Raw genomic sequence first — 26,011 nt, forward strand, 5'->3', positions numbered from 1 at the left:
CAGACATGCCATTCGGTCACACAGGCGCGGGCGCCAATGAGCACCAAGCGAAAGCGCGCTCAGTTGCAACGCAGATGCATGGCGGGGGCGCGTCACGTCGACGACTTTGCTCAGTGAACGGCAGCGGGCCGCATATGGCAGCGGTGAAATTGCGGTATCGGCAGCGGCGCCGCTTTGGTGGCATTCGCAGGGCGAAGGCAAAGCCAGCGGGGAAAGCACGCCAGCGCGATGCAAAATTCATAGAGGCGGGCGTGGGCCTGCGCGTGCTGACAGCAAGCGCTTCGCGCAGTACATTGGTGGGAATCTGCGCACCGGTTAGCGAGGACGCCAGGCAGAGCAGCCGCCGTTGAGGCTGCTTACGAGACGCCGCACGACAGGTGGCAGCAGCGCAACAGCGATCTACCGCATTTGACATAATATAAATTATACGAAGTCGGAAGGTGCTGTCGTTTTCGGCAAGCCCAGTCCTGCCAACGACAAGTTCTTGTAATCGAAGCGTGTCTACACGCGCCGCTTGGGCCGGTCTCCGACTTCGATTTCTGCTGCATGTTCGTCGTCATGGTCGTCAGTGACCACGGCCGCCCGCACCGCATCAAGATAAGCGGTCCTGGCCTTGTTGTAATTGTTCTGTGCATCTTGAATTGCTTTGCTACTTGCCGCAGGCTTTGTATTGCGCAGGCGGCGTAGCGCCTCATGCGCGGCGATCAGGGTTGTTCCTGTTGCCTGGTCGACCTTTGCGAGATCGTCCAAGGCCTGGCGAACTTCGGCCAGGGTCAGTTTCTCCACATAGCCATCCCCAAAGAACCACAAAATGCAGTTATTGATTTCCGGGACATGTTGGACAAGCACGTCGACCAGCCCCTGTATGCTCGGATCGACTTCGGGCGCTTCGAACACGATTCGCGTGATTACATCCAACATGGTCAAGCCACTGGCCTGTTGCCCGATGAACTGGCCAATTCCCTTTATTGCGATGCTGGCAGAGTCAGGCCGTACGGCGGCGATGCCACCCAACTGCGCGAGATTACGTGCGACATGGGATTGCAACGCTAAAAACCGCAGGTCCGGCAAGCGATCGAACACCATATAGCTATCGAACAATGCATGCTGTTCAAGGCGCTGCAAGAACGCAATTTGCGCGTCTTCGACCTTGCCCAGGCGTGGCACGTGATGCGTCACCTTCTTCACTTCAAGTGCCAGCACCCTGCGGGCATCGAGGATCGCCAGTACGTCAAGGCCGAGTCCACGAGGCTTGTCGGTCGGTTGCTCGCTTGCTGGTGGGGTCTTGCTGGCATGGTCGACAAACCTGTTGACCAGGTTGCCCAAGTGCGTTGCGCACCCCGGAATTGCCGCCGTCAGGATGGTTTGCACATCTTGCTCGTGGTCAGGCATGTGGGTGTGTCCTTGTAGCGTGCTTGGGCATCATGATCGCAGACTTATATTATATGCAATATTTAAGTCCCTGATTCCGCCCATGTTGCTATATTTTTTGGGGGGAGGATGGATTGCCAGTGCGACAGCGTACGCTGCCCCCCTGCCCTGCATCACGGCCAGCCGTGGCAGGATGCCAGACCAGCGCGAGCGTCTTGCCGCGTGCCCGTGGCATCGCGCTGCGCCACCGAGCTTGCGCGGTAGCGCATCTATCGGTGGCACTGGCTGGCCGGGGTGCCACAGGCACCCGGCAAGCCAGCTGTGGCGAATTTACTGCAGCTGCAGCGCCGTCACCGCATAGCCTTTTTCGGCAATTTGGGCGGCGACGTGGTCGAGGTGGTAGTGCTCGAGCTTTTCGGCACCATCGTCCACTTCGACGGCTTTGGCTTCAACTTCCCAGTCGGTGTTGGTGGCTTCTTCGGGAATGTCGCGCGTTTCAGGCACGGCCAGATAAGAGAACTTGCCGTCGTGTTCCGCTCTGCGGTAAATATCTAAACGCATAATGTTTCCTCGATAAAATCCGGGATGCCGGTTGGCCCTGGAATCGAGGTTCACCTTACGCGCACTCGGCGTTTTTGTCTGTTATGCATAGCACACAGGACGAGGGGCTGGGCAATCACTGATTCATTCATGAACGCGGACTGGGCAACCTAAAAAAGCGTCCAGCTGTGTTGCTAATCTGATTCACCACACCAGGGAAGCACTAATTAATTCATGACGGCGGCCCCGGCACACGAAAAAAGCGCCCAGCTGCGTTGCAAATCCTCGCCATGCCCCGGCATGTCTACGGTATCGCGCCTTGCCGGGCTGCGTTTTCGTAAAAATGCTTTCGTGACCGATTCCATCCGCCAGAATACATCAGTGCCTTCCTAGCGGCGGTGACCGCCACGCAGCACGCGCGCCGGCAACATGACGATCGCCCGCAGCAGTTCGAACACGGCGTCGACGGTGATGCCGATCAGGCGAAACGGCAGTAGCAGCAGCCACATCAAGGGATACAGCAACAGGGCCAGCAAGGCCAGCGGCCAGCACAGCAACAGCAGCAGCAGCCACAACAATAAACCCATCATCGCACCCTCCCCTGACCATCGGATCAATGGCTGCAATCTACGGCAGCCGGAGCGGCGGCGCAACAGCGGCGCGACAGACGGCCGATTGACGCGCCTCGCTGGCGGGGGCGCGAGACAGGCGGGGCGGGGCCGCGCTATTGCCCAAGGCAAATGATGCGGGTGCTGTAGTCGCGCGCGTTCGGCTTTTTGCTGGTCGACCAGTCGATCGCCTGCTGGGCTTCGGCAACCGTCATGACGGTCGCCTTGTCCTTGTTCTTGATGAAGGACACGCCTTCGAAGCTGCCATCCTTGCCGCGCATGACCTTGGCGAACACGGGCGGCTTGCTGTCGCCTTCGGCGATCTTGTTTTGCTGAACGAGGTAACGCTGATCGAGGTTTTCCATGGCAATGCTCAAAAGGGATCAAAGCCGTATTTTAAGCGATCGCCATGGTGGGCAGCAGGCCGGATCAGGCAAACAGCGGCGTGCGCGCTGCCACCAGCGCGTCGACGACCACGCTGGCGCTCATGGCCGCCTGCAGCGACGGCAGCGAGCCGCCGCAACGATAGGCGAAACTGACGTCGATCAGATCGCCCGCGCGCACCGTGACGGCTGTCGCCAGCGGCAGGCTCATGTAATGGTTCAGCCAGTCGATGGTGCTCGATTCTTCGGCCACCACGGCCAGGATATTCTTGGTGATAAAACGCAGGGCATTGAGCGTGCCTGATTTTTCGGCGCGGAACTGGCCGGCCCAGGCAATCTGGGTGTCGGTCGGCTGGCTGAAATCGAGCACGCTGTAGACGGCGGGCGCCGCCAGTTCGATGATGCCGGGGTGAATCACCGTGGTTTCCTGAAATTGCACGATGGGCGCATAGAAGCCCTCGAAATCGTATTCCTGCTGCAGCGGCTGCACCGCCATGATCACCGCTTCGGGCAGGAACAGGGGCAACGGTCCGCCAAAGCGGGCCAGGTAACGGCGCTTGAATGATTCCATCACCTCGACCTGCTTTTCACGCAGCATGCCGACGTGGATCATTTCGCAGATCACCACATCGACCGGCTCGGGCGGCAGGTATTCGAAGGCATCGGCATGAACCACCTCGACGCGCTCGCCGTTCGGATTCAGCGCCAGCATCTTGCGCGCTTCCTTGACCATGTCGGGATTGAACTCGACACACCAGACCTTCGACGCCTTGGCCGCGGCAAACCATGACAACACGCCGGTGCCGCCACCGAGTTCGAGGACTTTGGCGCCTGGCTTGACGGCGTAATTGATTGCCGACTTGAAGCCGTGCATGCGGTTCTGGTCCATCAGCATATTGTGATGGTAATGAACCGGGATGAACTGGCCCAGGTAGCAGGATTCGATTTCGCGTTCGTTGAGCATGGGGTCCTCGGGGGGCGGCGGTGGCAGGAAAGGTCGGCGCCAATGCTGGCAGATCGACCGTTCCATTATCGGCAACAAGCGCGCCCGCCGATGCGTCGAGCTATCGCGGTTTTACCTGCCACTTCGTGCGATACCCATGCGGCATGTTATTGCCGGCGCTGGCGGGCGCCGAAGGCGTCGATGGCAGCGGCGATCGCCGGCTGCTCCGCCCGCGCGGCAATCTGCGCGGCGCTCAACTGTTCGCTGTTGGTCAAGGCGGCATCCGCGCCCGCCTCGAGCAGCACGGCGACGGTCGACGTCTGCCCTTCGCGCGCCGCCAGCATCAGCGCCGTGAAGCCAGCCGGCGCGCGCGCATCGATGGCGGCCCCGTGGCTTAACAGCAAGCCGGTGATGGCGTCATCGCCGGCGGCAGCGGCAAAATGCAGGGCATTCCAGCCGGGCCGGTTCACTTGCGCCCCCTTGGCCAGCAGCGCCCTGACCAGCGGCAGATTGTGTTTAAAGGCAGCCATCATCAGCGCCGTGTTGCCGTTCGGTGCGGTCGCTTCCAGATCGAGCCCCGGCATCGCCACCAGCGCACTGGCGACCGTCGAGGCGCCCTCGCGCAGGGCGACAATCAGGCCGCTCTCGCCGCTGCGGGGATCGGCCTGGTTCGGATTGACCTGCCGCTCATTGACCATCCGCACCACGGTTTTGGCGTCATCCATCTGCAAGGAACGAAAGTATCGGGTCAACTGGTCGCGCTCGGGCGCTGCCGCCGAGCTGGCCAAGGGCGCTGCCAGCGCCCCTGCAAGGAGCAACTTAATACTGATAATTCGCATGAGATTATGCATGCAGGCCTTTGAATAAATTGAAAAAATTATCCGTCGTCTGGCGTGCCACCTGGTCGAGCGGCAGGTCTTTGAGGGTGGCCAGATATTCCGCCACGTGGCGCACGTAGCCGGGTTCATTCATGCGTCCGCGAAACGGCACCGGTGCCAGGTAGGGCGAATCGGTTTCGATCAGGATGCGTTCAAGGGGCAGCGCGCGCGCCACCGCCTGCAAATCCCTGGCGCTTTTAAAGGTCACGATGCCGGAAAACGAAATATAAAACCCCATCGCAATGGCAGCCTCGGCCACCTCGAGCGACTCGGTAAAACAATGCATGACCCCGCCAACGCCACCGTCAGCGACGCCGGCGCCCTCTTCCTGCATGATGCGGATGGTGTCGGCGCTGGCCGCTCTTGTGTGAATAATCAATGGCTTACGGGTGATTCTTGATGCTTTGATGTGAGTGCGAAAGCGCTCGCGCTGCCATTCCAGATCGCCCTGCAGGCGAAAATAATCGAGCCCGGTCTCGCCGATGGCGACGATCTTCGGGTGCGCCGCCAGTTCCACGAGCTGGTCGACGCTCGGTTCCGGCGTGTCTTCGTAATCGGGATGGACGCCGACCGAGGCATAGATATGGGGATATTGCTCGGCCAGCGCCAGGACCTGGGGAAAATCGGGCAGGTCAACCGAGACGCACAAGGCGTGGCTGACCTGGTTTTCCGCCATCTTGGCGAGCAGCTCGGGCATGCGAGCGGCCAGCTCGGGGAAATTGATATGGCAGTGGGAGTCGATATACATGGCGCGATTGTAGCCCGGCCACGGCGTCACCGCCAATATCGCTCAGGCGACGCGCTTGCCGAGGATAATCAGATCGCGCTCGACACCGTCCAGATTGGCCACCCGCGGCAGCTGCGCCCATGTAGCAAAACCAAACTTGCCGAACAGGGCCAGGCTCGGTGCGTTGTGGCCGAAGATAAATCCGAGCAGCGTGTGCACGGCGATGTTCGGCGCATGGTCGATCGCTGCTTGCAGGCAGTACTTGCCGATGCCCTTGCCGCGCCAGGCTTCGGCGATGTAGATCGACACTTCCGCGGTACCCGAATAGGCCGGCCGGCCATAAAAATTCGAATACGACATCCAGCCGACGATGGCCGGGGCGGCGCTGTCGTCGGCGGCGGCGTGGATCACCCACAGCGGGCGGCGCTCGGGCTCATGGGCGTCGAACCACGGCTCGCGCGAGGCCACGCTGACCGGCTCGGTATCGGCCGTCACTTCGCGTGAGGCAATGGTGGAATTGTAAATCTCGACGATGACGGGCAGATCGGCGCGGCGGGCAAGGCGGTGGACGTAGGACGACATGAACGGGGCTTCGGGTCAGGTGAAAGAAGGGAGCTGTGAACGCAACAACGGCGGCAGTCGGCTACCTGCAAGCCGCTTATAAAGTGTGGGTGGCGCGCGACGAACGCAGCGCGGCACCGAGGATTTCTTCGATGCGCAGGCGCGCGCGGCGGCCCGTTTCATCGTCTGGAAAATGGACACCGATCCCCTGCGCCTTGTTGTTATTGGCCGCCGCCGGGGTGATCCAGGCCACCTTGCCGGCAATCGGATACTTGTTGGGGTCGTCCATCAGCGCCAGGATCAGGTAAATCTCGTCGCCAATCTTGTATGGCTTGGCAGTGGGAACGAATACCCCGCCATTTTTCAGAAATGGCATATAAGCGGCATACAGCGCCGCTTTTTCCTTGATCGCCAGCGACAGTACAGAAGGCCGGGGGGGGGCGGCGCCACCTTGTTCATTGGGATTGCCAGTCATCGCATTCCTTTCACGGTCCTCAACTGCAATCTGCAGCGTAATCGAGCAGCATTGCTTCTACAAATAGTTTCGGCGACAAGGGATGATCCGATGTCGCTCTGCGTTCATTGGTATTCTTTATTGCGTGCAATAGTTTCACAGTGTGCACTGTGGCGGCCAAGGCCGCAAGGTCCTTGTGGTAGCGCGGGTAATAACGCAACTTGCCCGACATTTTGACCGAAAGTAGATCGTACAACCACCGCTGCTGCCAAGAAACGATGGTCGACAGCGACATCTTGCTCAGTTTATCAGCGTGCTTCAGAGCCGCTTCGGCGCTCGGTCGGGCCAGGATGCCCAGCAGCAGCTCGAGTTCTTCGCGGTTGCCCGCCTCCGACTGCGCCAGTGCCGCCAGCGGCGCCCCACCCTGCTCGCGCAGCCAGCTGTCAGCGTCGCGCTGGTCGACGCCCTGGGCGGTCAGCCAGGCCAGGGCGGCGCCGTGCTCGGGCAATGGCAGGGCAAATTTGCGGCAGCGCGACAGGATGGTGGGCAGCAGGCGATCGAGTCCATTTGACGCCAGCAGGAATACCGTGCCCGGCGGCGGCTCTTCCAGCGTTTTCAGCAGGGCATTCGAGGCGGGCGTGTTGAGCGCTTCGGCGGGATACAGCACCACCACCCGCAACCCCTGGCGGTGGGTGGAGATATTCATGAAGTCGGCCAGCTGGCGGATCTGCTCGATCTTGATGTCTTTCGATGGCGTCTTGGCAGCCTTCGATTTTTTGTCGTCCGCGCCCTCCTCGCCTTCGGCGGCGCCATCGTCCTCGAGCGCTTCCGGCCGCACGCGGCGGTAATCGGGGTGATTGTGCTGGACGAACCAGCCGCACGATGCACAGGCGCCGCAGGCAAAGCCCTCCGCCTGGACGTTTTCGCACAGCAGCGACTGGGCGAACGCTTCGATGAAGCCGGATTTGCCAGTGCCCGCCTCGCCGTGGAAAAGGATGGCGTGCGGCAAACGTTCACGTAGTACTTGAAGTTGCTGCCAGGCTTGAGCGTGCCATGGATAAATTGCACTATTCATTTTGATTCAATCACTTGCAGCTGCTTTTGCAGGCAGCGCATAAACTCCGAAAATGTTCAATTGACCACACTTAAAGTAATGTCTCAACAATTGCAGTCAGTGCGGCGCGGGTCGCGTCGATGCTGCGGGTTGAGTCGACCACCACGATGCGCGTGGGGAACTGGGCAGCGCGGCGCAGGTATTCCTGGCGTGCGCCGGCAAAGAACGCGGCCTGCTCCTGCTCGAATTTGTCGAGCGTGCGGGTGGCGTCCAGGCGCGCACGGGCGACGTCGAGCGGCACATCGAACAGCAGTGTCAGGTCTGGCTGCAGGTGCGGGTGGACCCACTGCTCGAGCGCTTCCAGGCGGCTGCGGTCGAGTCCACGGCCGCCACCCTGGTAGGCAAAACTGGCATCGCTAAAGCGGTCGGAAATGACCCAGTCGCCGCGCGCCAGTGCCGGTTCGATCACTTGCGCCATGTGCTCGCGGCGACTGGCGAACATCAGCAGCGCTTCGGTTTCCAGGTGCATGGCCTGGCGCAGCAAGACCTCGCGCAAGGCTTCGCCGAGCGGCGTGCCACCCGGTTCGCGCGAGCACACCACGGTCTTGCCGTGGGCGCGCAACAGCTCGGCGACAAAGCCGATGTGGGTCGATTTACCGGCGCCATCGATGCCCTCAAAACTGATGAATTTGCCGGCAAGGGGCGCAACAGCGGCGGGAACAGAGTGGTCAGATGTCATGCGCTTAGCGTTGGTATTGATTGACGGCTTTGTTGTGCTCGTTCAAATTGGGGGAAAACTTGCTGGTGCCATCACCGCGCGAGACAAAGTACAGGGCGTCGGTCTTGGCTGGCTGCATGGCAGCGGCCAGCGATTGCAGGCCAGGCAAGGCGATCGGCGTCGGCGGCAGGCCGCTGCGCGTATAGGTATTGTACGGGGTGTCGGTTTCCAGGTCGCGCTTGCGGATCTTGCCCTCGTACCTGGCGCCCATGCCATAGATGACCGTGGGGTCGGTTTGCAGCAGCATGCCGTTCTTGAGGCGGTTGACGAACACGCCGGCGATCATGGCGCGCTCGGATTTCTTACCGGTTTCCTTTTCGACGATCGACGCCATCGTCAGCGCCTGATACGGCGTGGCGTACGGCAGGCTTGGATCGCGCGCTTTCCACGCCGTGTCCAGGTGGCTGAGCAACATGCTGTGGGCTTGCCGGTAAATCTGCAGGTCGGGCGAACCCTTGGCAAACAAATATGTGTCAGGAAAAAACAGGCCTTCCGGTTTGCTGAAATCGGAACCGAGTTTTTGCATCAGCTCGGTGTCCGACAGCGCCGCCGTTTCGTGCCGCAATCCCTCGTTGGCGGCCACCGCCTGACGCATCTGGCGGAAGGTCCAGCCTTCGATGATGGTCAGCGACTCCTGGGCAAATTCGCCCCGCACCAGCTGACCGAGCAGGCGGCGCGGCGAGCTGCCGGGATTGAGCTCGTAACTGCCGGCCTTGATGCGGGCCGCTTTCTGGGTCACCCGTGCCAGCACGGAAAACAGCAAGGGGTTGAGCGGCACGCCTGCCTCGGCGATTTGCTGTGAAGCGGCCCCCACGCTGCTGCCAGCGAGCACGGTGAACGGGATGGGCGCGCCGCCCTCGGTCAACGGCCGCCCGGCCCACCAGCTGAACGCGGCGACGGCGGCCACGCTGCCGACGGTAACGGTTAGAAACAGTTTATTTAGCAAGCCCATGCGTATTCTTTTGGTTTTTCTGGCTGTCCGGCGGGAATGGCGCGACATCTTTATAATGAACCCGTAATGATAATGCTTTAGATAGAAAGTATTCAGGAAATTATGGACCACTGGAATGATTACCTGGCAGCCATCGGCAGCGATGATAGCGCGCCTGCCGCCACCGCCGCCAACGGCGTTCAATTGCAGCATGTCGAACTGACTGCCGGCCAGCTCGCCAGCGGCTTCGTCGCCGTGCTCGATGGCAGTGGCTTGATTGGCGTTAGCGGCGACGATGGCGCCAGTTTTCTGCACGGTCAGCTGACCAATGATGTGCTCCATCTGGGTACGGACCAGGCGCGGCTGGCCGGTTACTGTTCGCCCAAAGGCCGCCTGCTGGCCAGCCTGCTGCTGTGGCGCAGCGCGGACACCATTTATTTGATGCTGCCGCGCGCCTTGCAGCCGGCCTTGCAAAAGCGCCTGTCGATGTTCGTCATGCGCGCCAAGGCCAGGCTGCAAGACGTCAGCGACGGTGTGGTCATGCTGGGCTTGGGCGGCGCGGCAGCCACCAGCGCCCTGCAGTCGGCCCAGCTGCCGGTGCCAGCGGCGCCATATGCCAGGCTCGACACCGCATCGGGCACCGTGATCCGTCTCGCCGATGCCTTCGGTGCCCCCCGTTTCCTGTGGTTGACCACGCCAACCCACGCGCGCGCCGCCATCGAGCTCTTGCGCGCGCGCCTGGCGCTGGGCGGTGAACAGGCCTGGGCCTTGTCGTCGATTCACGCCGGGGTGCCCGAGATCAGCGTGGCGACCCAGGAACAGTTCGTCCCGCAAATGGTCAATTTCGAGCTGCTCGGTGCGGTCAATTTTAAAAAAGGCTGTTATCCAGGGCAGGAAATCGTCGCCCGCAGCCAGTACCTGGGCAAGCTCAAGCGCAGGACCGCGCTGGCCACCGTCGCCAGCGCTGCCGCAGCAGGCATGGAAGTGTTCGCCACCAGCGATCCGTCGCAGCCGTGCGGCATGGTGGTCAACGCCGCCGCCAATGGCGCTGGCGGGACCGATCTGCTGGTCGAGCTCAAGCTTGCCGTGCTCGACGGCACCAGCGTGCAGCTGGGCGGCGCCGACGTAGATTGCCCTGCGCTGCGCTTCTTGCCGATGCCCTACCCACTCGACGCGATCGACGTGTGAGCGGCATGCGCGCGCCCCTGCAAGACCTGTATATCTATTACCAGGTGGCCGACAGCGATGCCGCCGCACTGGCCGTGCGCGTGCGCGCCATGCAGGCCGGCCTCGGCCTCGGCCAGCTCAAGCGCCGGCCCGGCAGCGTCGATGGCCGCCAGACCTGGATGGAAATCTACGGCGGCGTCGAGGCCGGGTTTCAGGCCACCTTGAACGGCGCCGTGCTGGCCGCCGCGCTGAGCGAACTGACCGCCGGCAGCCGCCACACGGAAGTGTTTATTGATCTTGAACCGGGCGGAGCGCTGCCATGTGCCTGATCGTGTTTGCCTGGCAGGTGGTGCCCGGTGCGCCACTGGTGGCGTGCGCCAACCGCGATGAGTTTTACGACCGGCCCACCCGGGCCGCCGCGCCATGGCCGGAGCATCCGGCCATTTATGCCGGCCGCGACCTCAAAGGCGGCGGCAGCTGGATGGGCATCACCACCGAGGCCAGCGGCGGCAAGTTCGCCGCGCTGACGAATATCCGCGGCCCGCACGAACGTCGCCTGGACGCCCCCTCGCGCGGTGCGCTGGTTGCCGATTTTTTGGCTGGCAGCATGTCGGCGCCCGACTACCTGGCTTCTCTGGCGGGCACGGCCGATGCCTATAACGGTTTTAATCTGGTGTTGGGCGACAGCAGCGCGCTGTACTGGTTTTCGAACCGGGGCGCGGGCGACGCCCGCAACGGTCAGCCGCTTGCGCCGGGCATCTACGGCATTTCCAACGGTTTACTCGATGCGCCGTGGCCGAAGGTGGTGCGCACCAAGGCCGAATTCGCCAGTCTGCTGTGCCAGGGCGCGCCTGAAGATGCGTATTTTGAAATGCTGGCCGACACCACCCGGGCACCCGACCTGCGTCTGCCCGATACCGGCATCGAGATCGCCCTCGAGCGCATGCTGTCTGCCGTGTGCATCGAGTCGCCCGGCTATGGCACGCGCGCCTCGACGGTGGTCAAGCTGTATGCCGACGCCCCGTCGCAGCTGCATGAGAAGGTGCGCCAGTAAGCAAGCGCGACACTTATTTGTGTACCAGCACGCGCTCAACCGGCGATGCACGCTGCGGCCACGCGCAGCCGGTAGTTTCTGACAATGCCGTCCTGGTCAACCGACTTTATTGCACCATCCTTGTGCTTGCCAGCCCCCGTGTGCCGGTCACTGCAACATTGCAGTAGTGGCAATGCGCAGTGAAGCTGTGGCTAAGCTCAAGCTTGCGAGGTCAGTTCGACCTCAGTGCGCCCTCACTGCACACCTAAGCAATTCCCATCTTGGCGCGCAGCATCTCGCGCACATGCGGCGTGGCCGCATACGGGTCGGCCGGATTGCGCGCCTCAACGATGTCGTCCATGCGGCTGCTGACCGAAGCGAGCGCGCCCGGGTGCGAATAAATATAAAACCGGCCGTCGGCGATCGCCTCGAACGTCAGGCGGGCGACGTCGCTGGCCGACACCTTGCCCGATTCGACCGCCTTGACCGTCATCGCTTGCGCGGCCACCTGGCTGGCGGTGGGGCCGGCCGTCATCTTGACGTCGGCCGGGCGGTTGCGGTGCGACTGCGAAATCCCGGTCGGTACAAAATACGGGCACAGCACCGAGGCGCGAATCGGGGCGCCGACCAGGTCGAGGTCGTGGTAGAGGGTTTCCGACAGGCTCACCACGGCGTGCTTCGAGACGTTGTAGACACCCATGGTGGGGGCGTTGAGCAGGCCTGCCATCGACCCCGTGTTGACGATGTGGCCCTGGTAAGCGGGATCGCGCTTGGCACAGGCCAGCATCAGCGGGGTGAACACGCGCACGCCGTGGATCACGCCCCACAGGTTGACGCCGAGCACCCATTCCCAGTCGGCGACGGAATTTTCCCAGATCAGGCCGCCCGAACCGACACCGGCATTATTAAACAGCAAGTGCACGGCGCCGAAGCGGGCCATCGCAGCGTCCGCCAGCGCCTGCACCTGCTCGCCCTTGCGGACGTCGCAGATCATCGTGATCAGTTCGGCGCCGGCCGCCTGCAGTTCGGCGGCGGTCTGCGCCAGGGCGTCGGCCTGCACATCGGCCAGCACCAGTTGCATCCCCAGGCTGTGCGCGTGCAGGGCAAATTCGCGGCCCAGGCCACTGGCGCCGCCGGTGATGACGGCCACTTTTCCGTGAAAATTGTTCATTTGATGGCTTCCTTTAGACGGCGGAGACGCCGCCATCGATGGCCAGGGTCTGGCCGGTGATGTGTTTGCCGGCATCGGATGCGAACAGGATGGTGGCCCCTTTCATGTCTTCGGCGTCGCCGATGCGACCGAGCGGCGCGGCGCGCGCCAGCTTGTCTTCGCCGATGGCGGCCAGTACGCCCTTGGTCATCTTCGACGGAAAAAATCCGGGCGCGATGGCGTTCACCGTGATGCCGTAGGCACCCCATTCGCCGGCCAGGGTGCGCGTAAAATTGATCACCGCCGCCTTCGAGGTGTTGTAAGCGATGGTTTTCATGGTGCCTGGCGGATTGCCGGACAGCCCGGCGATGGAGGCGATATTGATGATCCGGCCATAGCCGCGCGGAATCATCGAGGCCTTGCCGACCGCCTGGCTCATCAGGAAAATACTACGCACGTTCAGGTTCATCACCTTGTCCCAGGCGTCGAGCGGATGGTCTTCGGCGGGCGCGCCCCAGGTGGCGCCGGCGTTATTGATGAGGATATCGATGTGACCGAGCTGCGCCATGGCGGCCGCCACCAGGGCATCGATGTGCGCTGGCTCAGCCAGATCGGCGGCCACCGCGCTGGCGTCGATGCCCAGCGCCGTCAAATGCGCCACCGCTTCGTCCAGTTCGGACTGCTTACGGGCAGAAATGAGCAGACGCGCGCCCTGCTCGCCCAGCGCCTCGGCCATCTGCAAGCCCAGTCCCCGTGAGCCGCCGGTAATCAGTGCGGTCTTGCCCTGCAGGGAAAACAATTGTTGGCTTGTGCGCATGTCAGACCTCGTAATCCATGCAGTGGCGCTCGGCCCGCACGGCACCGATAAACGGCTTGACCGCCTCGTGGGTGGGGTGCGATGCGTAGGCATCGAGCGCCGCCTTGTCGGCAAATTGCGCATACAGCACGATATCGCAGGTCGCTTCCAGGCCAGCCTGGGCCAGGCGCACTTCGAAGGACAGGATGCCGGGGACGATGCTGGCGCAGGCGTCGAGCCGGCGTTTCATCTCGATGGCGTTGGCGGCGCGGTCGGCGCCTTCCGCGTGGTCTTTCAGTTTCCACATGACGATGTGTTTGAGCATGCTGTCTCCCTTGTTTTTAGTTTGGTATCAATCATTATGCCGGTCTAGAACCAGCCATCCTGCATGTCGAGCGTGGTGGTATCGATGCTGGCCAGCAGGTCGAGCTGGGGCGCCACTTTCGGCAATTCCCAGTTGAAAAAATAGCGGCAGGCTTGCAGTTTGCCGCGGTAAAAATCGCCGTCGGCCAGCACACTGGTGGCCGATTTGAGCGTGCGCGCCGCCACCTGCGCCTGCTGCAGCCAGATCCAGGCGACGACAATATGGCCGGCCGCTTCCAGATACACGCTGGCATTCGCCAGTGTCTTGTTGAGGTCGCCCGTGCCATATAGGAGGGCGGTCACCTCGGCCAGCCGCTGCCAGGCAGCGCCCAGCTGGTCGGCATACGGCAGCAGTTCGCCATCGCCGTCGCAGCGCACGGCGCCGATGGTCACTGCCAGCGCCGCGCCCACCGCCTTGAACAGAGCGCCGTCCTGCAACGTCACCTTGCGGCCCAGCAGGTCGAGGCCGTGGATGCCGTGGGTGCCTTCGTGGATGGCATTGAGGCGGTTGTCGCGGTAAAACTGCTCGACATTGTATTCACGCGTGTAGCCATAACCTCCATGGACTTGAATGGCCAGGCTGTTCGCTTCGACGCACCATTGCGATGGCCATGACTTGGCGATTGGCGTCAAAAAGTCGAGCAGCTGGCCGGCCTGGCGGCGCGCTTCCGGCGTCTCTGCCGTGTTGTGCTCGTCGACCAGGCGGGCGCAATACAGCACCAGGCCCAGCGCCCCTTCGACGTAGGCTTTTTGGGCCAGCAGCATGCGCCGCACATCGGTATGCTTGACGATGGCAAGAGGCGGTTGCGCCGGGTCCTTCTCGGCGGGATGGCGGCCCTGCGGCCGGTTGCGCGCGTAGTCGAGCGCGTGCAAATAGCCGGTCACGCCCAGCACCGCAGCGCCGAGGCCGACGCCGATGCGCGCCTCGTTCATCATGTGAAACATATTGGCCAGGCCCTGGTGGACATTGCCCACCAAGTAGCCGATGGCGCCGCCCTTACCCTGCGGGGCGAACTTGCCTTCGCCGAAATTGAGCAGGCAGTTGGTGGTGCCGCGGTTGCCCATCTTGTGATTCAGGCCAGCGAGGACGACGTCGTTGCGCTCGCCACACCTGCCGTCGTCGTCGAGCACGAACTTTGGCACGATAAACAGCGAAATGCCGCGCGTGCCGGGGATCAGCTTGCCGTCCGGGCCGGGAATCTTGGCCAGCACCAGGTGCACGATATTGCCTGCCAGCTCATGCTCGCCGGCAGAGATCCACATCTTGTTGCCAGTTAAGCGGTACTGGCGCTCGCCATCGATGCCGTCGACGGCATCGGCTTCGGCGCGGGTGCTGATGTCGGACAGGCTCGAGCCCGCCTGCGGCTCGGACAGGCACATGGTGCCGAAAAATTTGCCGGCGAACATCGGCTTGACGAACTGCTCGACCTGGCGCGGGGTGCCCGTCTTGAGCAGGGTGTTGGCATTGGCAACGGTCAAAAATAGGTAGGCCGAGGTGGCCACATTGGCGGCGGTGAACCAAGCCGCCACCGCTTTTTCCATCACCGATGGCAGTTGCATGCCATCAAAGGCATAATCCTGGCCTGCCGCCATCAGGCCGGCGGCGCTGTAGGTGTCGAGTGCCGCCTTAACCTGCGGGATGATGGTTACGGTGCTGCCATCGAAGGTCGGCTCTTGGCGGTCCGACAATTTATTGTGGGGCGCAAACAGGTCGCTGGCAATCTGCTCGGCAGTGTCGAGGGCGGCGCTGAAGGTCTCGCGGCTGTGGTCGGCAAAACGGGGGCGCGCGCTCAGCGTTTCCACATTTAACCACTCGAACAGGACAAAATCGAGGTCGCGACGGCTGAGAATGGTCGAGGACATGGGCTCGCTCACACGGTAAGAAGTGGGTAATCATGACAGCAGGGACAGCAAGGACGGTAAGGCCAGCACGGACAGGCCTCGCGCCTGTCCGCGGGCACAAACACGTCTTAGGCGACTTCGAACAGGCCGGCGGCGCCCTGACCGCCGCCGATGCACATGGTCACGACCACATACTTGACGCCGCGCCGCTTGCCTTCGATCAGCGCGTGGCCCACCAGGCGCGCGCCCGAGACGCCGTACGGATGGCCGACCGCAATCGCGCCGCCGTTGACATTCAGGCGCTCCATCGGAATGCCGAGGGTGTCGGCGCAATAGAGCACCTGGACGGCGAACGCTTCGTTCAATTCCCACAGGCCGATGTCAGCGACGCTCAAGCCAGCTTTTTTGAGCAGCTTGGGCACTGCATACACGGGGCCGATTCCCATTTCATCCGGTTCGCAGCCGGCCACGGCAAAGCCGCGGAAAATGCCCAGCGGCGCCAGGCCACGCTCGCGGGCGATGTCGGCGCGCATCAGGATCGACACCGAGGCGCCGTCGGAAAACTGGCTGGCGTTGCCGGCCGTGATGACGCCACCAGGCAGCGCCGGGCGGATCTTGGCGACGCCCTCAAGGTTGGTGTCTTCGCGGATACCTTCGTCGGCCGAGACCGTCACTTCGCGCGTGAGCAGCATGCCGCTGGCCTTGTCGGCCACGCCCATGATGGTGGTCATCGGCACGATTTCGCGGTCGAAGCGGCCATTGGCGCGCGCCTCTGACGCCCGCTGCTGGCTTTGCACACCGTAGGCATCTTGCCGCTCGCGGCTGATGCCGTAGCGCCGGGCCACCGTCTCGGCCGTCTGCAGCATGGGCCAGTACAGTTCCGGCTTGTGTTGCTTGAGCCAGACTTCGGCAATCATGTGGCGGTTCATTTCCTGCTGCACGCAGGAAATCGACTCGACGCCGCCGGCGGCAAAGATGTCGCCTTCGCCAGCGCTGATGCGCTGGGCTGCCAGCGCAATGGTTTGCAGGCCCGACGAACAAAACCGGTTGACCGTCATGCCAGGCACGCTGACGGGGCAGCCGGCGCGCAGTGCAATCTGGCGGCCGATGTTGGCGCCGGTGGCGCCTTCCGGATTGGCGCAGCCGATGATGACGTCTTCGACGTCGCCCGGGGCAATGCCGGCGCGCTCGATGGCGGCGGCCAGCACGTGGCCGCCGAGCGTGGCGCCATGGGTCATGTTAAAGCCCCCCTTCCACGATTTGGCCAAGCCCGTGCGGGCGGTCGATACGATCACAGCATCTTGCATGCGAGTCTCCTGGAGGATGTGTTAGCGGTGTTGTTGTAGTTGAGAATAACACATTTAAGTACGGTCGTTCGCAAAATAATGGGGGGGGCTGCAGCGCCCAGGTCCGCCGGGCCGCTGCACTTGATTGGCGTGCACAAGTTGTCCGCGTGGTCCGCGCCCGCGCCGTCGCTGACCGACTGTTGCAATGGTTGCGGGCAGACCATCCGCAGCAGCAGCAGAAGCAGAAGCAGAAGCAGCAGCGCAACGGACTGCTGCTCGATTCCAACGGCCAGCGTCAGGGCATGCAAAAGGCCACCCGCAGGTGGCCCAGATCCGCCGTGCGGGCTGTCGCGCAACTTAGTTGCGGCGACGACGCAACAGTGCCAGTCCGGCAAAGCTCAAGGCCAACAGTGCCAGCGGTGCCGGCTCTGGAACCGTCGCGGCAGCAGTGCTGTTGCGGACCAGCATGGCACCCTGGCCACAGCAGTTGTCATTGATGCTACCGTTGGCCATATCCATCGAGACGTTGGTGCCGGCGACGTACAGGCCGAGCGATTGCAGGCCATAGGACGCGTATTGCAGGTAGTCAGGACGAATGCTCCCCGTCGTATTTGCGAACACAGCACGAAATTCGGTAGACAGCGCGGCATTGACGGTGGTGCTGGAATACTGGCCGGGTGCGGCGATGCCGAACCAATCGCTGAGCAACCCTGCAACTTCGGCGCTCGACGCATAGCGCCAGCCTTCCGCGTTCGCAATCAGGTCCTTGTTGTCGAACGTCGTGCAAACTGCCGGCACCGCACTTCCCGTATCTAAAGCAACGCTGCAATAGGCGCGGCCATTGCTCAGGTCAAAGTCGCGCCACTCGAGCTTGGTGGTCATGTCGACCGTGCTGGAACCCAAGTTATCAAACGACTTGCCGGAGGCCGTGATGATCGTGGCGTGCGACGTCAGCGATACGAACATCAACAGGGAGGTGAGCAGTGCAGCGATGTTGGCGGTTTTCATGGTTTTTCCTGTGTGGTTGATGCCGAATCCAGAGCAATATCCATGCCATAAAAAAATAATTATTAACAATCAATAACTTAAAGTAATGAAACACATTAATGGTTTCCCAAGTGTAAGGTTTTTCGACAAGATATGGATATTATTTTTCAGGCATTTATTTGGAGCACTTGGGCATTGCGGGCGGCGGCGTGGCGACCGCTTACTCGAACAGGTGTACGGGGGCAGCACCTTGCCTGGTGCTGTCGCGGTGGCCGTGCTCTCTAAGATGGCGCCCGTTGCCGCCGCTGTCGCTGCTTCGCCGATCGCTGTGCGGTCAAATGCAAGCTTGTCGTAAGGTTCGCGGTTCACACTGCGAGTCGGCAAAGCGTTAACGTAACAGTAACGTCAGCGCGGACGCAGAGCCGAATGCTTTTAAAATTACATAATTGGAGACAAGCATGGCAACCACACCCGGCATGACCGCTGGCGGACAAAAAGCAGCATCGTCCGCAGGCATGACCAAAGAAGAACGCAAGGTCATTTTCGCCTCATCCCTCGGCACCGTTTTCGAGTGGTACGATTTCTACCTGTACGGTTCGCTCGCAGCCATCATCGGCAAGCAGTTTTTCAAGGGCGACCCCACCACCTCCTTCATTTTCGCGCTGCTCACCTTCGCTGCCGGTTTCATCGTGCGGCCGTTTGGCGCGCTGGTGTTCGGCCGCCTCGGCGACATGATCGGCCGTAAATATACCTTCCTGGTCACCATCCTGATCATGGGTTCGTCCACCTTCATCGTCGGCCTGTTGCCCAGCTATGATTCGATCGGCATTGCCGCTCCCATTATCCTGGTGACGCTGCGCGTGCTGCAGGGCCTGGCCCTCGGTGGCGAATACGGTGGCGCCGCCACCTATGTTGCCGAACATGCGCCAGAAGGCAAGCGGGGCTTTTTCACGTCGTGGATCCAGACCACCGCCACCATGGGCCTGTTCCTGTCGCTGATGGTCATCCTTGGCACCCGTTCTGCCATGGGCGAAGAAGCGTTTGCTGCCTGGGGCTGGCGCGTGCCGTTCCTGGTGTCGGTGCTGCTGCTGGGCGTGTCGGTGTGGATCCGCCTGTCGATGAACGAGTCGCCCGCTTTCGTTAAAATGAAAGCCGAAGGCAAGACCTCGAAAGCGCCGCTGACCGAATCGTTCCTGCAACCGCGCAATGCCAAGATCGTCTTCCTGGCGCTGGTCGGTCTGACCATGGGCCAGGCGGTGGTGTGGTACACGGGTCAGTTCTACTCGCTGTTCTTCCTCACCCAGACGCTGAAGGTCGATGGCCCCACCGCCAACATCCTGATCGCCATTGCGCTGGCCCTGGCGACGCCGTTCTTCGTCTTTTTCGGCAGCCTGTCGGACCGCATCGGCCGCAAGTGGATCATCCTCGGTGGCTGCCTGATCGCCGCCGCCACCTACTTCCCGATCTTCGGCGCCATTACCCACTACGCCAACCCGGCGCTGGAAGCGGCACTGAAAAATTCGCCAGTGACGGTGATCGCCGATCCCGCCACCTGCAACTTCCAGTTCAACCCGACTGCGACCAAGCCATTTCCATCGTCGTGCGACATTGCCACCGGTATCCTGACGGGCGCTTCGGTCGCCTTCACCAAGCAGGAAGCCCCTGCTGGCACGCTCGCCTCGGTCAAAATTGGCGACAAGGTGATCACCTCGTTCAACGCCGGTCTCGATGAAGCGGGCGTCAACTTCGATGCCGCCAGCAAGAAGCAACTGGCAGCGCTGAAAACCGAGATGGGCGCCGCTGTCAAAGGTGCCGGCTACCCGACCAAGGCCGACCCTGCCCAAATCAACAAGCCAATGACGGTGCTGTTCCTGTTCATCCTGGTGCTGTACGTCACCATGGTGTACGGCCCGGTTGCCGCCATGCTGGTCGAAATGTTCCCGACCCGTATCCGCTACACCTCGATGTCGCTGCCTTACCACATCGGCAATGGCTGGTTCGGCGGCCTGCTGCCCACCATCACCTTCGCCATGGTGGCCTTCAAGGGCGACATTTATTATGGCCTGTGGTACCCGATCGTCATCGCCGTGATTACTTTCGTGATTGGTGGCCTGTTCGTCAAGGAAACCAAGAACAACGATATCTACGCTGCCGATTAATCGGGGACTGCCCCTGACGGCCACGCGCCGTCATGAAAAATGCCGCTGATCCAGCGGCATTTTTTGTTACGCATCGTCGGCGGCTGCGCCGACGACGTGCTGGCGCCGGCGCCGCCAGGCACCGATCAGTCGTTAAAGCGCTTGCCCTCGGCAGCCAGTTTGACCAGCAGCGGCGCCGCCGTCCACGCATCGCCATGGCGGCCGCTGGCATATTTGTCGATGGCCGCCTTGACGTTGTAGAGGCCAACGGTGTCGGCATAAAACATCGGGCCGCCACGGAACACGGGGAAACCGTAACCGGTCAGGTAGACCATGTCGATGTCGGAGGCGCGCATCGCGATGCCTTCTTCGAGGAGATGGGCGCCTTCGTTGACCAGGGCGAACACCAGGCGCTCGACGATTTCTTCATCGGAGATTTTCCGGCGTGCCAGGCCCAGCGCGGCCGAGTGCTCGACGATCATGTCGTTGACGGCGGCATTCGGATACGCCTTGCGGTCACCCGGCTTGTAGTCGTACCAGCCGGCGCCCGTCTTTTGACCATAACGCCCCATCTCGCACAGCAGATCGGCCGTTTTCGAATACACGATCTGCGGTTTTTCCACGTAGCGCCGTTTGCGGATGGCCCAGCCGATGTCGTTGCCGGCCAGATCGCCCATGCGGAACGGCCCCATGGCAAAGCCGAATTTCTCCACCGCCTGATCGACCTGCTCGGGCAGGCAGCCTTCTTCCAGCAAAAAGCCGGCCTGGCGACTGTACTGCTCGATCATGCGGTTGCCAATAAAGCCGTCGCACACGCCCGATACCACGCCCGTCTTTTTCAGTTTTTTCGACAGCGCCAGGGTGGTTGCCAGCACATCCTTGGCCGTGTGCTGGCCGCGGACGATTTCCAGCAGCTTCATGACGTTGGCGGGACTAAAGAAATGGGTGCCCACCACGTCTTGCGGGCGCTTGGTAAAAGCGGCGATACGGTTGAGGTCGAGCGTCGATGTGTTGGAAGCGAGAATCGCCCCCGGCTTCATCACCTGGTCGAGCTTTTCAAACACAGCCTGCTTGACACCCATTTCTTCGAACACCGCTTCGACCACGATGTCGGCCTGGCCAATCGCTTCGTAGTTGAGGGTACCGCTGATCAGGCCGACGCGCTGGTCGAATTTCTCTTGCGTCAGCTTGCCCTTCTTCATGGTGTTTTCGTAATTCTTGCGGATCGTCGCCAAGCCCTTGTCGAGGGCTTCCTGTTTGGTTTCCAGCAAGATCACAGGGATGCCTGCGTTGGCGAAATTCATGGCGATGCCACCCCCCATGGTGCCGGCGCCGACAATGGCGGCCTGGCCGATGGCGCGCACCGGCGTATCGGCTGGCACGTCGGGCAATTTGCTGGCGCTGCGCTCGGCAAAAAAGGCGTGGCGCAAGGCTTTCGATTCATTCGTTTGCGCCAGTTGCAGGAAGCGCTCGCGCTCGAATTTGAGGCCATCGTCGAACTTGCGGGTCACCGAGGCGGCCACCGTTTCCACGCACTCGAGGGGGGCCGGATACGGGCCGGCCATGGCCTTGACGGTGTTGCGGGTAAATTGCAGGAAGGCTTCGTGATGGGGATAATCCACCGTGCGATCGCGCACTTTCGGCAGCGGCCGCAGCGCAGCAATGCTGCCCGCAAAGGCAACCGCCTCGGCAACCAGGTCGGTGCCGGCGGCGAACAGCTTGTCGAACAGGGCGGTATCTTCAAATTTTTCTGACGGCACGAACACGCCTGATACCACCATGTTCATGGCACGCTCCAGGCCGATCAGGCGCGGCAGGCGCTGGGTGCCGCCGGCGCCGGGCAACAAGCCGAGCTTCACTTCAGGCAGCGCGATCTGCGCGCCCGGCACGGCAACCCGGTAGTTGCAGCCGAGCGCCAGCTCGAGGCCGCCGCCCATGCAAATGGTGTGGATCGCCGCCACTGTCGGCTTGGTCGATGACTCGACCACCCGGATCAGGGTGTGCAGGGTCGGTTCCGTCAGCGCCTTGGGCGAATTGAATTCCTTGATGTCGGCGCCGCCCGAAAAGGCCTTGCCGGCGCCGGTGATGACGATGGCTTCGACGGCGTCGTCCGCCTGCGCGCGGTGGATTGCGTCGACCGCTGCTGCGCGCGTGGCCAGCCCCAGGCCGTTGACGGGCGGATTGTTCAAGGTGATGACAGCAACCTTGCCATTGACGACGTAATCAGCGCTCATGTTATTCCTTTGTCAGTTAAATCGAATCCTTCAACTATACCCGATAAAAGTACGGTCGTATTTTTTTAAAAGACGATTATTCAAGCTTGATTTTTATACTACAAGCCATTCGCGGCGAATGGCGGTATTTTCCCGCAACTGGCCGGGCGTTCCCTCGAAAACGATGACACCGTGTCCCATCACGTAGACGCGCTGGGAAATGTCGAGGGCGATCGCCAGTTTTTGCTCGACCAGCAGCACCGACACCCCTTTTTCTTTCAAGGCCAGCAGGTAGTCAGCCACCAGCGCGACAATTTTTGGCGCCAGTCCCTCGGTCGGTTCGTCGATCATGATCAGATCGGGGTCGCCCATCAAGGTGCGGCACAGGGTCAGCATTTGCTGCTCGCCACCCGACAGCACGCCGGCTGCCACCGCTGCCCGTTCCTGCAGGCGGGGAAACATGCGGTACATATCGGCCAGGCGCCAGCGCGACGACTTTTTATTGGCCTTTTCACCCAGCAGCAGGTTTTGTTCGACCGTCAGTGTGGGGAAGATATCGCGCCCTTCCGGCACGTAGCCGACGCCCAGATGGGCAATCTGAAACGCTTGCAGGCCCAGCAGTTGCTGCCCTTTCAGGCGCACCGAGCCGGTGGCAATGACCTGCCCCATCACCGCTTTTACCAGGGTCGAGCGGCCGACGCCATTGCGGCCCAGCAGGCTGACGATCTCACCCTGCCCCACCCGCAGGTCAACGCCGTGCAAGACATGGCTCTTGCCGTACCAGGCATGCAACTGTTGAACGTGCAGCATCTCCATCAAGCGTCCCCCAGGTAAGCGGCCTGCACGGCGGCGCTGGCGCGGATGTTGGCCGGCGTGTCGCAGGCGATCACCTCGCCGTACACCAGCACGGCGATCTTGTCGGCCAGCCCGAACACCACGCCCATGTCGTGTTCGACCATCAACAGGGTCTTGCCGACGCTGACCTTGCGAATCAGTTCGACGGCGGCATCCGATTCAGAGCGGCTCATGCCAGCGGTGGGTTCATCGAGCAGAATGACGTCGGCGCCGCCGGCAATGGTGATGCCAATTTCCAGCGCGCGCTGCTCGGCGTAGGTGAGCACGCCAGCGAGTAGATGGCGCTGGCGCTGCAGGCCGATTTCCTCGAGCACCTGTTCGGTGCGCTGATGGGCATCGCGCAGGCCGCCCAGGCGCTGCCAGAACGAATAGCGGTAACCGAGCGACCATAAAACGGCGCAGCGCAGGTTGTCGTAGACGCTCAGGCGCTCGAACAGATTGCTCACCTGGAAACTGCGGGCCAGGCCGCGGCGGTTAATCTCGAATGGCCGCAAGCCCGCCACGCTGGTCCCGTGCAGGCGGATATCGCCGCCCGACATGCCGAAACGGCCAGAAATCAGGTTGAACAGGGTCGACTTGCCGGCGCCATTCGGACCGATGATGGCGCAACGCTCACCAGCGGCCACCTGCAGGCTGGCGCCACGAATGATGTCCGACTTGCCAAAGCTTTTGCGCACATTGTCGAGCTCAAGTGCGTTCATGGTTGTTTGCCTTTGTTGAGCGCGGCGATCTCGCCATTGACGGTGTCCCAGCGCCGCAAATAAACGGGGCAGATGAGGCGGTAAGCGAGCACGCCGCCGCTCAACAGGCCGAGCGCCACCAGCCACGGCGTGATTGCATGGGCGTCGAGCGGCAAGCCCAGGATGGTGGCCAGCGGGCTGCCACTGTCCTGCGTGCGGCGGTACAGCAGTTCGACCGCCAGCACCAGTCCGGCAAGCGCCACCAGCACGGCGCCGCTCACGGCCGCCAGAACGGCCGCGATACGACTGAAACGGCCACAGCGCGCCACCCGCACGAGCACCATCAGCAGGCTGGCCAGCCCGGCCGGGGCAAAGCGCACCAGCGCAATAAAAAACAGGCCGAGATAGAGCTGCCAGGCCGCCGTGTACGCCGACAGCATGACGACAAAGCCAGTGCCCACCACGGCGCCCAGCAGGGGGCCAAAAAAATAGCCGATGCCGCCGATAAAAACAAACAATAAAATGCTGCCCGAGCGCAGCGCACTGACATTTTCCGCGCTGACGATCTCGAAATTAATTGCCCCCAGCGCGCCCGACAGACCGGCAAAAAACGCCGATACAATCAGCGCCAGGTAGCGCACCCACTGGGCATCGTAGCCAATAAAAGCGACGCGCTCGGGGTTGTCACGCACGGCATTGAGCATGCGCCCCAGCGGCGTGTGGGTAAAAGCGTACATGGCGACGGTGCCGATGAACAGCCAGCCGGCAATCAGGTAATACACCTCGATTTGCGGGCCATAGCTAAGGCCAAAAAATGGCGTGCCCATCACGCGGTTGGTGGTAACGCCGCCCTCGCCGCCAAAAAAACCGGGGAACATCAGCGAGGCGGCGAACACCAGCTCGACCAGTCCCAGCGTGATCATGGCAAAGGTGGTGCCGGACTTGCGCGTGGTGACATAGCCAAACAGCACGCCGAAGCCCATGCCGGCCACGCCGCCCACCAGCGGTATCAGGGTGGTCGGCACGGCAATGCCGGCCGCGGCCTGGTTCATCACATGGATGGCCACAAAGCCGCCCAGGCCCGAGTAGACCGCGTGGCCAAACGACAGCATGCCGCCCTGGCCCAGCAGCATGTTGTACGACAGGCCGAACAGCATCACGGTGCCGATCTGCGACAGGATGGAGAGGGCCGCACCGTGGCTAAAAATAAGCGGCGCGACCAGCAGGAGGACGGCAAACCCGCTCCACAGCAGCCAGCGTTCCAGATTGAGCGGGCGAAAGCTGACGGTCTTGCCGGCCGCCGCGAATGGCGCCGAGCGATTCATTCGCGCGTCCCCATCAAGCCCTTGGGCCGAAAAATCAGCACCAGTACCAGCAACAAAAAGGGCAGGATGGCGGCGCTCTGGGCAATCGTCACTTTAAGGACGGCAAAGCCGGGGGTCTGCTCGCCGATCCGGTCGCCGGCCAGGTTCAGCACGCTCATCAGGGAATAATCGAGGGCAACTGCAAAGGTTTGCAGCACGCCAATTAGCAGCGAGGCAATAAACGCTCCCGCCAGCGAGCCCATACCACCGACCACGACGACCACGAACACGATGCTGCCGACGGTGGCCGCCATGCCCGGCTCCGTTACAAAGGCATTGCCGCCGATCACCCCGGCGAGGCCCGCCAGCGCGCAGCCGCCGCCGAACACCCACATAAAAATGCGCGGCACATTGTGGCCCAGCGCTTCGGCCGCCTGCGGGTGGGTCAGCGCCGCCTGGATCACCAGCCCAATGCGGCTTTTGGTCAGCAGCAGCCAGATGGCCGCCAGCATGGCCAGCGCGACCGCCATCATGAAGGCGCGGTACAAGGGGAAACTGGTCGAGTAGGCGGTAAACAGGGGACCGTCGAGCGAAGGTGGGATGGCGTAGGGCACCGCCGCCCTGCCCCACACCAGCTGCACCAGTTCCACGATCAGGTAGGACAGGCCAAAGGTGAACAGCAGTTCCGGCACGTGGCCAAACTTGTGGATGGGCCGCAAGCCGTAACGTTCGACCAGGGCGCCGGCCAGCCCCACCACCAGGGGCGCGAGCAGCAGTGCCGGCCAGAAGCCCAGCGCGTTGCTGATGCTGTAGGCGATGTAAGCGCCCAGCATATAAAAACTGGCATGGGCGAAATTGAGCACGCCCATCATGCTGAAAATAAGGGTCAGGCCAGACGAGAGCATGAACAGCAGCAAGCCGTAACTGATCCCGTTCAGCAAGGTGAACAGCGTAAATTCCATGGCGGCG

28 protein-coding genes are annotated in these 26,011 nt (G+C 62.1%); 4 read left to right on the forward strand and 24 right to left on the reverse strand.

Annotated elements, in window-relative coordinates; all coding sequences use genetic code 11:
- Positions 1-501: 501 nt before the first annotated feature.
- The 12 genes from ACP7BZ_RS10115 to mltG all read right to left on the reverse strand — a co-directional run bounded on the left by ACP7BZ_RS10115 (position 502) and on the right by mltG (position 9,249).
- Complete coding sequence (locus ACP7BZ_RS10115) at positions 502-1,392, reverse strand: hypothetical protein (protein WP_426112649.1); 891 nt, start codon at positions 1,390-1,392, stop codon at positions 502-504.
- Positions 1,393-1,701: 309 nt separating this feature from the next.
- The gene (locus ACP7BZ_RS10120; protein WP_426112651.1) at positions 1,702-1,932 is read right to left on the reverse strand and encodes a DUF6139 family protein; all 231 of its coding nucleotides are present in this window, start codon (positions 1,930-1,932) and stop codon (positions 1,702-1,704) included.
- A gap of 368 nt (positions 1,933-2,300) precedes the next feature.
- Positions 2,301-2,501 carry a hypothetical protein gene (locus ACP7BZ_RS10125; protein ID WP_426112653.1) on the reverse strand — a complete coding sequence of 67 codons (201 nt, stop codon included), beginning with the start codon at positions 2,499-2,501 and terminating at the stop codon, positions 2,301-2,303.
- 134 nt (positions 2,502-2,635) lie between these two features.
- Complete coding sequence (locus ACP7BZ_RS10130; RefSeq protein ID WP_426112655.1) at positions 2,636-2,884, reverse strand: hypothetical protein; 249 nt, start codon at positions 2,882-2,884, stop codon at positions 2,636-2,638.
- Positions 2,885-2,948: 64 nt separating this feature from the next.
- Positions 2,949-3,866, reverse strand: coding sequence for a methyltransferase domain-containing protein (locus tag ACP7BZ_RS10135; protein ID WP_426112657.1), 918 nt, complete (start codon positions 3,864-3,866; stop codon positions 2,949-2,951).
- A 146-nt stretch (positions 3,867-4,012) separates the two neighbouring features.
- Positions 4,013-4,684, reverse strand: coding sequence for an ankyrin repeat domain-containing protein (locus ACP7BZ_RS10140; protein ID WP_426112659.1), 672 nt, complete (start codon positions 4,682-4,684; stop codon positions 4,013-4,015).
- A 4-nt stretch (positions 4,685-4,688) separates the two neighbouring features.
- On the reverse strand, positions 4,689-5,471 hold the full coding sequence (locus ACP7BZ_RS10145) for a TatD family hydrolase (protein WP_426112661.1): 783 nt from the start codon (positions 5,469-5,471) through the stop codon (positions 4,689-4,691).
- A 42-nt stretch (positions 5,472-5,513) separates the two neighbouring features.
- Entirely contained in the window at positions 5,514-6,032 is a 519-nt protein-coding gene (locus ACP7BZ_RS10150; protein ID WP_426112663.1) for a GNAT family N-acetyltransferase, read from the reverse strand.
- Positions 6,033-6,108: 76 nt separating this feature from the next.
- Complete coding sequence (locus tag ACP7BZ_RS10155) at positions 6,109-6,486, reverse strand: PilZ domain-containing protein (protein ID WP_426112665.1); 378 nt, start codon at positions 6,484-6,486, stop codon at positions 6,109-6,111.
- Between the two features lie 19 nt (positions 6,487-6,505).
- Positions 6,506-7,540, reverse strand: a complete 1,035-nt coding sequence (gene holB, locus ACP7BZ_RS10160; protein WP_426112667.1) for a DNA polymerase III subunit delta' — start codon at positions 7,538-7,540, stop codon at positions 6,506-6,508.
- Positions 7,541-7,610: 70 nt separating this feature from the next.
- Positions 7,611-8,258, reverse strand: coding sequence for a dTMP kinase (gene tmk / locus ACP7BZ_RS10165; RefSeq protein WP_426112669.1), 648 nt, complete (start codon positions 8,256-8,258; stop codon positions 7,611-7,613).
- Between the two features lie 4 nt (positions 8,259-8,262).
- Positions 8,263-9,249: an endolytic transglycosylase MltG gene (gene mltG / locus ACP7BZ_RS10170; protein ID WP_426112671.1), complete on the reverse strand. Its 987-nt coding sequence runs from the start codon at positions 9,247-9,249 to the stop codon at positions 8,263-8,265.
- Between the two features lie 102 nt (positions 9,250-9,351).
- Here mltG and ACP7BZ_RS10175 point away from each other — a divergent pair, with 102 nt between their 5' ends.
- Genes ACP7BZ_RS10175 through ACP7BZ_RS10185 form a run of 3 tightly spaced genes read left to right on the forward strand, consistent with a single transcriptional unit; the run spans position 9,352 to position 11,449 of the window.
- Positions 9,352-10,416: a YgfZ/GcvT domain-containing protein gene (locus tag ACP7BZ_RS10175; RefSeq protein WP_426112673.1), complete on the forward strand. Its 1,065-nt coding sequence runs from the start codon at positions 9,352-9,354 to the stop codon at positions 10,414-10,416.
- 5 nt (positions 10,417-10,421) lie between these two features.
- The gene (locus ACP7BZ_RS10180) at positions 10,422-10,724 is read left to right on the forward strand and encodes a DUF4936 family protein (protein WP_426113082.1); all 303 of its coding nucleotides are present in this window, start codon (positions 10,422-10,424) and stop codon (positions 10,722-10,724) included.
- Positions 10,715-11,449, forward strand: a complete 735-nt coding sequence (locus ACP7BZ_RS10185; RefSeq protein WP_426112675.1) for an NRDE family protein — start codon at positions 10,715-10,717, stop codon at positions 11,447-11,449. Before ACP7BZ_RS10180 ends, ACP7BZ_RS10185 begins: the two co-directional genes overlap by 10 nt.
- A 244-nt stretch (positions 11,450-11,693) precedes the next feature.
- On the opposite strand, the gene ACP7BZ_RS10190 is transcribed toward ACP7BZ_RS10185, so the two are convergent.
- The 7 genes from ACP7BZ_RS10190 to ACP7BZ_RS10220 form a co-directional block, all read right to left on the reverse strand.
- A complete protein-coding gene (locus tag ACP7BZ_RS10190) occupies positions 11,694-12,599 on the reverse strand; it encodes an SDR family oxidoreductase (RefSeq protein WP_426112677.1) in 906 nt (301 codons plus the stop codon).
- Between the two features lie 13 nt (positions 12,600-12,612).
- Positions 12,613-13,395, reverse strand: coding sequence for an SDR family oxidoreductase (locus ACP7BZ_RS10195; RefSeq protein ID WP_426112679.1), 783 nt, complete (start codon positions 13,393-13,395; stop codon positions 12,613-12,615).
- Position 13,396: 1 nt separating this feature from the next.
- Positions 13,397-13,699, reverse strand: coding sequence for a Dabb family protein (locus tag ACP7BZ_RS10200; RefSeq protein ID WP_426112681.1), 303 nt, complete (start codon positions 13,697-13,699; stop codon positions 13,397-13,399).
- A gap of 44 nt (positions 13,700-13,743) precedes the next feature.
- A complete protein-coding gene (locus ACP7BZ_RS10205; protein ID WP_426112683.1) occupies positions 13,744-15,600 on the reverse strand; it encodes an acyl-CoA dehydrogenase in 1,857 nt (618 codons plus the stop codon).
- Between the two features lie 107 nt (positions 15,601-15,707).
- Positions 15,708-16,886, reverse strand: a complete 1,179-nt coding sequence (locus tag ACP7BZ_RS10210; protein WP_426112685.1) for an acetyl-CoA C-acyltransferase — start codon at positions 16,884-16,886, stop codon at positions 15,708-15,710.
- On the reverse strand, positions 16,871-17,173 hold the full coding sequence (locus ACP7BZ_RS10215) for a hypothetical protein (RefSeq protein WP_426112687.1): 303 nt from the start codon (positions 17,171-17,173) through the stop codon (positions 16,871-16,873). The genes ACP7BZ_RS10210 and ACP7BZ_RS10215 overlap by 16 nt, the downstream gene beginning before the upstream one ends.
- 49 nt (positions 17,174-17,222) lie before the next feature.
- Positions 17,223-17,873, reverse strand: coding sequence for a PEP-CTERM sorting domain-containing protein (locus tag ACP7BZ_RS10220; protein WP_426112689.1), 651 nt, complete (start codon positions 17,871-17,873; stop codon positions 17,223-17,225).
- Positions 17,874-18,310: 437 nt separating this feature from the next.
- Between ACP7BZ_RS10220 and ACP7BZ_RS10225 the strand changes: the two genes are divergently transcribed.
- Positions 18,311-20,011, forward strand: coding sequence for an MFS transporter (locus ACP7BZ_RS10225; protein ID WP_426112691.1), 1,701 nt, complete (start codon positions 18,311-18,313; stop codon positions 20,009-20,011).
- Positions 20,012-20,136: 125 nt separating this feature from the next.
- On the opposite strand, the gene ACP7BZ_RS10230 is transcribed toward ACP7BZ_RS10225, so the two are convergent.
- The 5 genes from ACP7BZ_RS10230 to ACP7BZ_RS10250 form a co-directional block, all read right to left on the reverse strand.
- A complete protein-coding gene (locus tag ACP7BZ_RS10230; RefSeq protein WP_426112693.1) occupies positions 20,137-22,224 on the reverse strand; it encodes a 3-hydroxyacyl-CoA dehydrogenase NAD-binding domain-containing protein in 2,088 nt (695 codons plus the stop codon).
- Positions 22,225-22,317: 93 nt separating this feature from the next.
- Positions 22,318-23,013 (reverse strand): ABC transporter ATP-binding protein, encoded by a 696-nt coding sequence (locus ACP7BZ_RS10235; protein WP_426113084.1) that lies wholly within the window; start codon positions 23,011-23,013, stop codon positions 22,318-22,320.
- A gap of 5 nt (positions 23,014-23,018) precedes the next feature.
- Positions 23,019-23,759, reverse strand: coding sequence for an ABC transporter ATP-binding protein (locus tag ACP7BZ_RS10240; protein WP_426112695.1), 741 nt, complete (start codon positions 23,757-23,759; stop codon positions 23,019-23,021).
- Positions 23,756-25,063, reverse strand: coding sequence for a branched-chain amino acid ABC transporter permease (locus ACP7BZ_RS10245; RefSeq protein WP_426112697.1), 1,308 nt, complete (start codon positions 25,061-25,063; stop codon positions 23,756-23,758). Before ACP7BZ_RS10245 ends, ACP7BZ_RS10240 begins: the two co-directional genes overlap by 4 nt.
- Positions 25,060-26,004: a branched-chain amino acid ABC transporter permease gene (locus tag ACP7BZ_RS10250; RefSeq protein WP_426112699.1), complete on the reverse strand. Its 945-nt coding sequence runs from the start codon at positions 26,002-26,004 to the stop codon at positions 25,060-25,062. Before ACP7BZ_RS10250 ends, ACP7BZ_RS10245 begins: the two co-directional genes overlap by 4 nt.
- Between the last annotated feature and the right edge of the window lie 7 nt (positions 26,005-26,011).

Origin of the sequence: Massilia sp. PWRC2, from assembly GCF_049896725.1 — a bacterium.
Classification (GTDB): Bacteria; Pseudomonadota; Gammaproteobacteria; order Burkholderiales; family Burkholderiaceae_D; genus JAFCUW01.

Bases quoted from the DNA above. Each gene is read 5' to 3' on its own strand.
- ACP7BZ_RS10115 (WP_426112649.1), bottom strand. From the start codon at position 1,392: ATGCCTGACCACGAGCAAGATGTGCAAACCATCCTGACGGCGGCAATT.
- ACP7BZ_RS10120 (WP_426112651.1), bottom strand. From the start codon at position 1,932: ATGCGTTTAGATATTTACCGCAGAGCGGAACACGACGGCAAGTTCTCT.
- ACP7BZ_RS10125 (WP_426112653.1), bottom strand. From the start codon at position 2,501: ATGATGGGTTTATTGTTGTGGCTGCTGCTGCTGTTGCTGTGCTGGCCG.
- ACP7BZ_RS10130 (WP_426112655.1), bottom strand. From the start codon at position 2,884: ATGGAAAACCTCGATCAGCGTTACCTCGTTCAGCAAAACAAGATCGCC.
- ACP7BZ_RS10135 (WP_426112657.1), bottom strand. From the start codon at position 3,866: ATGCTCAACGAACGCGAAATCGAATCCTGCTACCTGGGCCAGTTCATC.
- ACP7BZ_RS10140 (WP_426112659.1), bottom strand. From the start codon at position 4,684: ATGCGAATTATCAGTATTAAGTTGCTCCTTGCAGGGGCGCTGGCAGCG.
- ACP7BZ_RS10145 (WP_426112661.1), bottom strand. From the start codon at position 5,471: ATGTATATCGACTCCCACTGCCATATCAATTTCCCCGAGCTGGCCGCT.
- ACP7BZ_RS10150 (WP_426112663.1), bottom strand. From the start codon at position 6,032: ATGTCGTCCTACGTCCACCGCCTTGCCCGCCGCGCCGATCTGCCCGTC.
- ACP7BZ_RS10155 (WP_426112665.1), bottom strand. From the start codon at position 6,486: ATGACTGGCAATCCCAATGAACAAGGTGGCGCCGCCCCCCCCCGGCCT.
- holB (WP_426112667.1), bottom strand. From the start codon at position 7,540: ATGAATAGTGCAATTTATCCATGGCACGCTCAAGCCTGGCAGCAACTT.
- tmk (WP_426112669.1), bottom strand. From the start codon at position 8,258: ATGACATCTGACCACTCTGTTCCCGCCGCTGTTGCGCCCCTTGCCGGC.
- mltG (WP_426112671.1), bottom strand. From the start codon at position 9,249: ATGGGCTTGCTAAATAAACTGTTTCTAACCGTTACCGTCGGCAGCGTG.
- ACP7BZ_RS10175 (WP_426112673.1), top strand. From the start codon at position 9,352: ATGGACCACTGGAATGATTACCTGGCAGCCATCGGCAGCGATGATAGC.
- ACP7BZ_RS10180 (WP_426113082.1), top strand. From the start codon at position 10,422: ATGCGCGCGCCCCTGCAAGACCTGTATATCTATTACCAGGTGGCCGAC.
- ACP7BZ_RS10185 (WP_426112675.1), top strand. From the start codon at position 10,715: ATGTGCCTGATCGTGTTTGCCTGGCAGGTGGTGCCCGGTGCGCCACTG.
- ACP7BZ_RS10190 (WP_426112677.1), bottom strand. From the start codon at position 12,599: ATGAACAATTTTCACGGAAAAGTGGCCGTCATCACCGGCGGCGCCAGT.
- ACP7BZ_RS10195 (WP_426112679.1), bottom strand. From the start codon at position 13,395: ATGCGCACAAGCCAACAATTGTTTTCCCTGCAGGGCAAGACCGCACTG.
- ACP7BZ_RS10200 (WP_426112681.1), bottom strand. From the start codon at position 13,699: ATGCTCAAACACATCGTCATGTGGAAACTGAAAGACCACGCGGAAGGC.
- ACP7BZ_RS10205 (WP_426112683.1), bottom strand. From the start codon at position 15,600: ATGTCCTCGACCATTCTCAGCCGTCGCGACCTCGATTTTGTCCTGTTC.
- ACP7BZ_RS10210 (WP_426112685.1), bottom strand. From the start codon at position 16,886: ATGCAAGATGCTGTGATCGTATCGACCGCCCGCACGGGCTTGGCCAAA.
- ACP7BZ_RS10220 (WP_426112689.1), bottom strand. From the start codon at position 17,873: ATGAAAACCGCCAACATCGCTGCACTGCTCACCTCCCTGTTGATGTTC.
- ACP7BZ_RS10225 (WP_426112691.1), top strand. From the start codon at position 18,311: ATGGCAACCACACCCGGCATGACCGCTGGCGGACAAAAAGCAGCATCG.
- ACP7BZ_RS10230 (WP_426112693.1), bottom strand. From the start codon at position 22,224: ATGAGCGCTGATTACGTCGTCAATGGCAAGGTTGCTGTCATCACCTTG.
- ACP7BZ_RS10235 (WP_426113084.1), bottom strand. From the start codon at position 23,013: ATGCTGCACGTTCAACAGTTGCATGCCTGGTACGGCAAGAGCCATGTC.
- ACP7BZ_RS10240 (WP_426112695.1), bottom strand. From the start codon at position 23,759: ATGAACGCACTTGAGCTCGACAATGTGCGCAAAAGCTTTGGCAAGTCG.
- ACP7BZ_RS10245 (WP_426112697.1), bottom strand. From the start codon at position 25,063: ATGAATCGCTCGGCGCCATTCGCGGCGGCCGGCAAGACCGTCAGCTTT.
- ACP7BZ_RS10250 (WP_426112699.1), bottom strand. From the start codon at position 26,004: ATGGAATTTACGCTGTTCACCTTGCTGAACGGGATCAGTTACGGCTTG.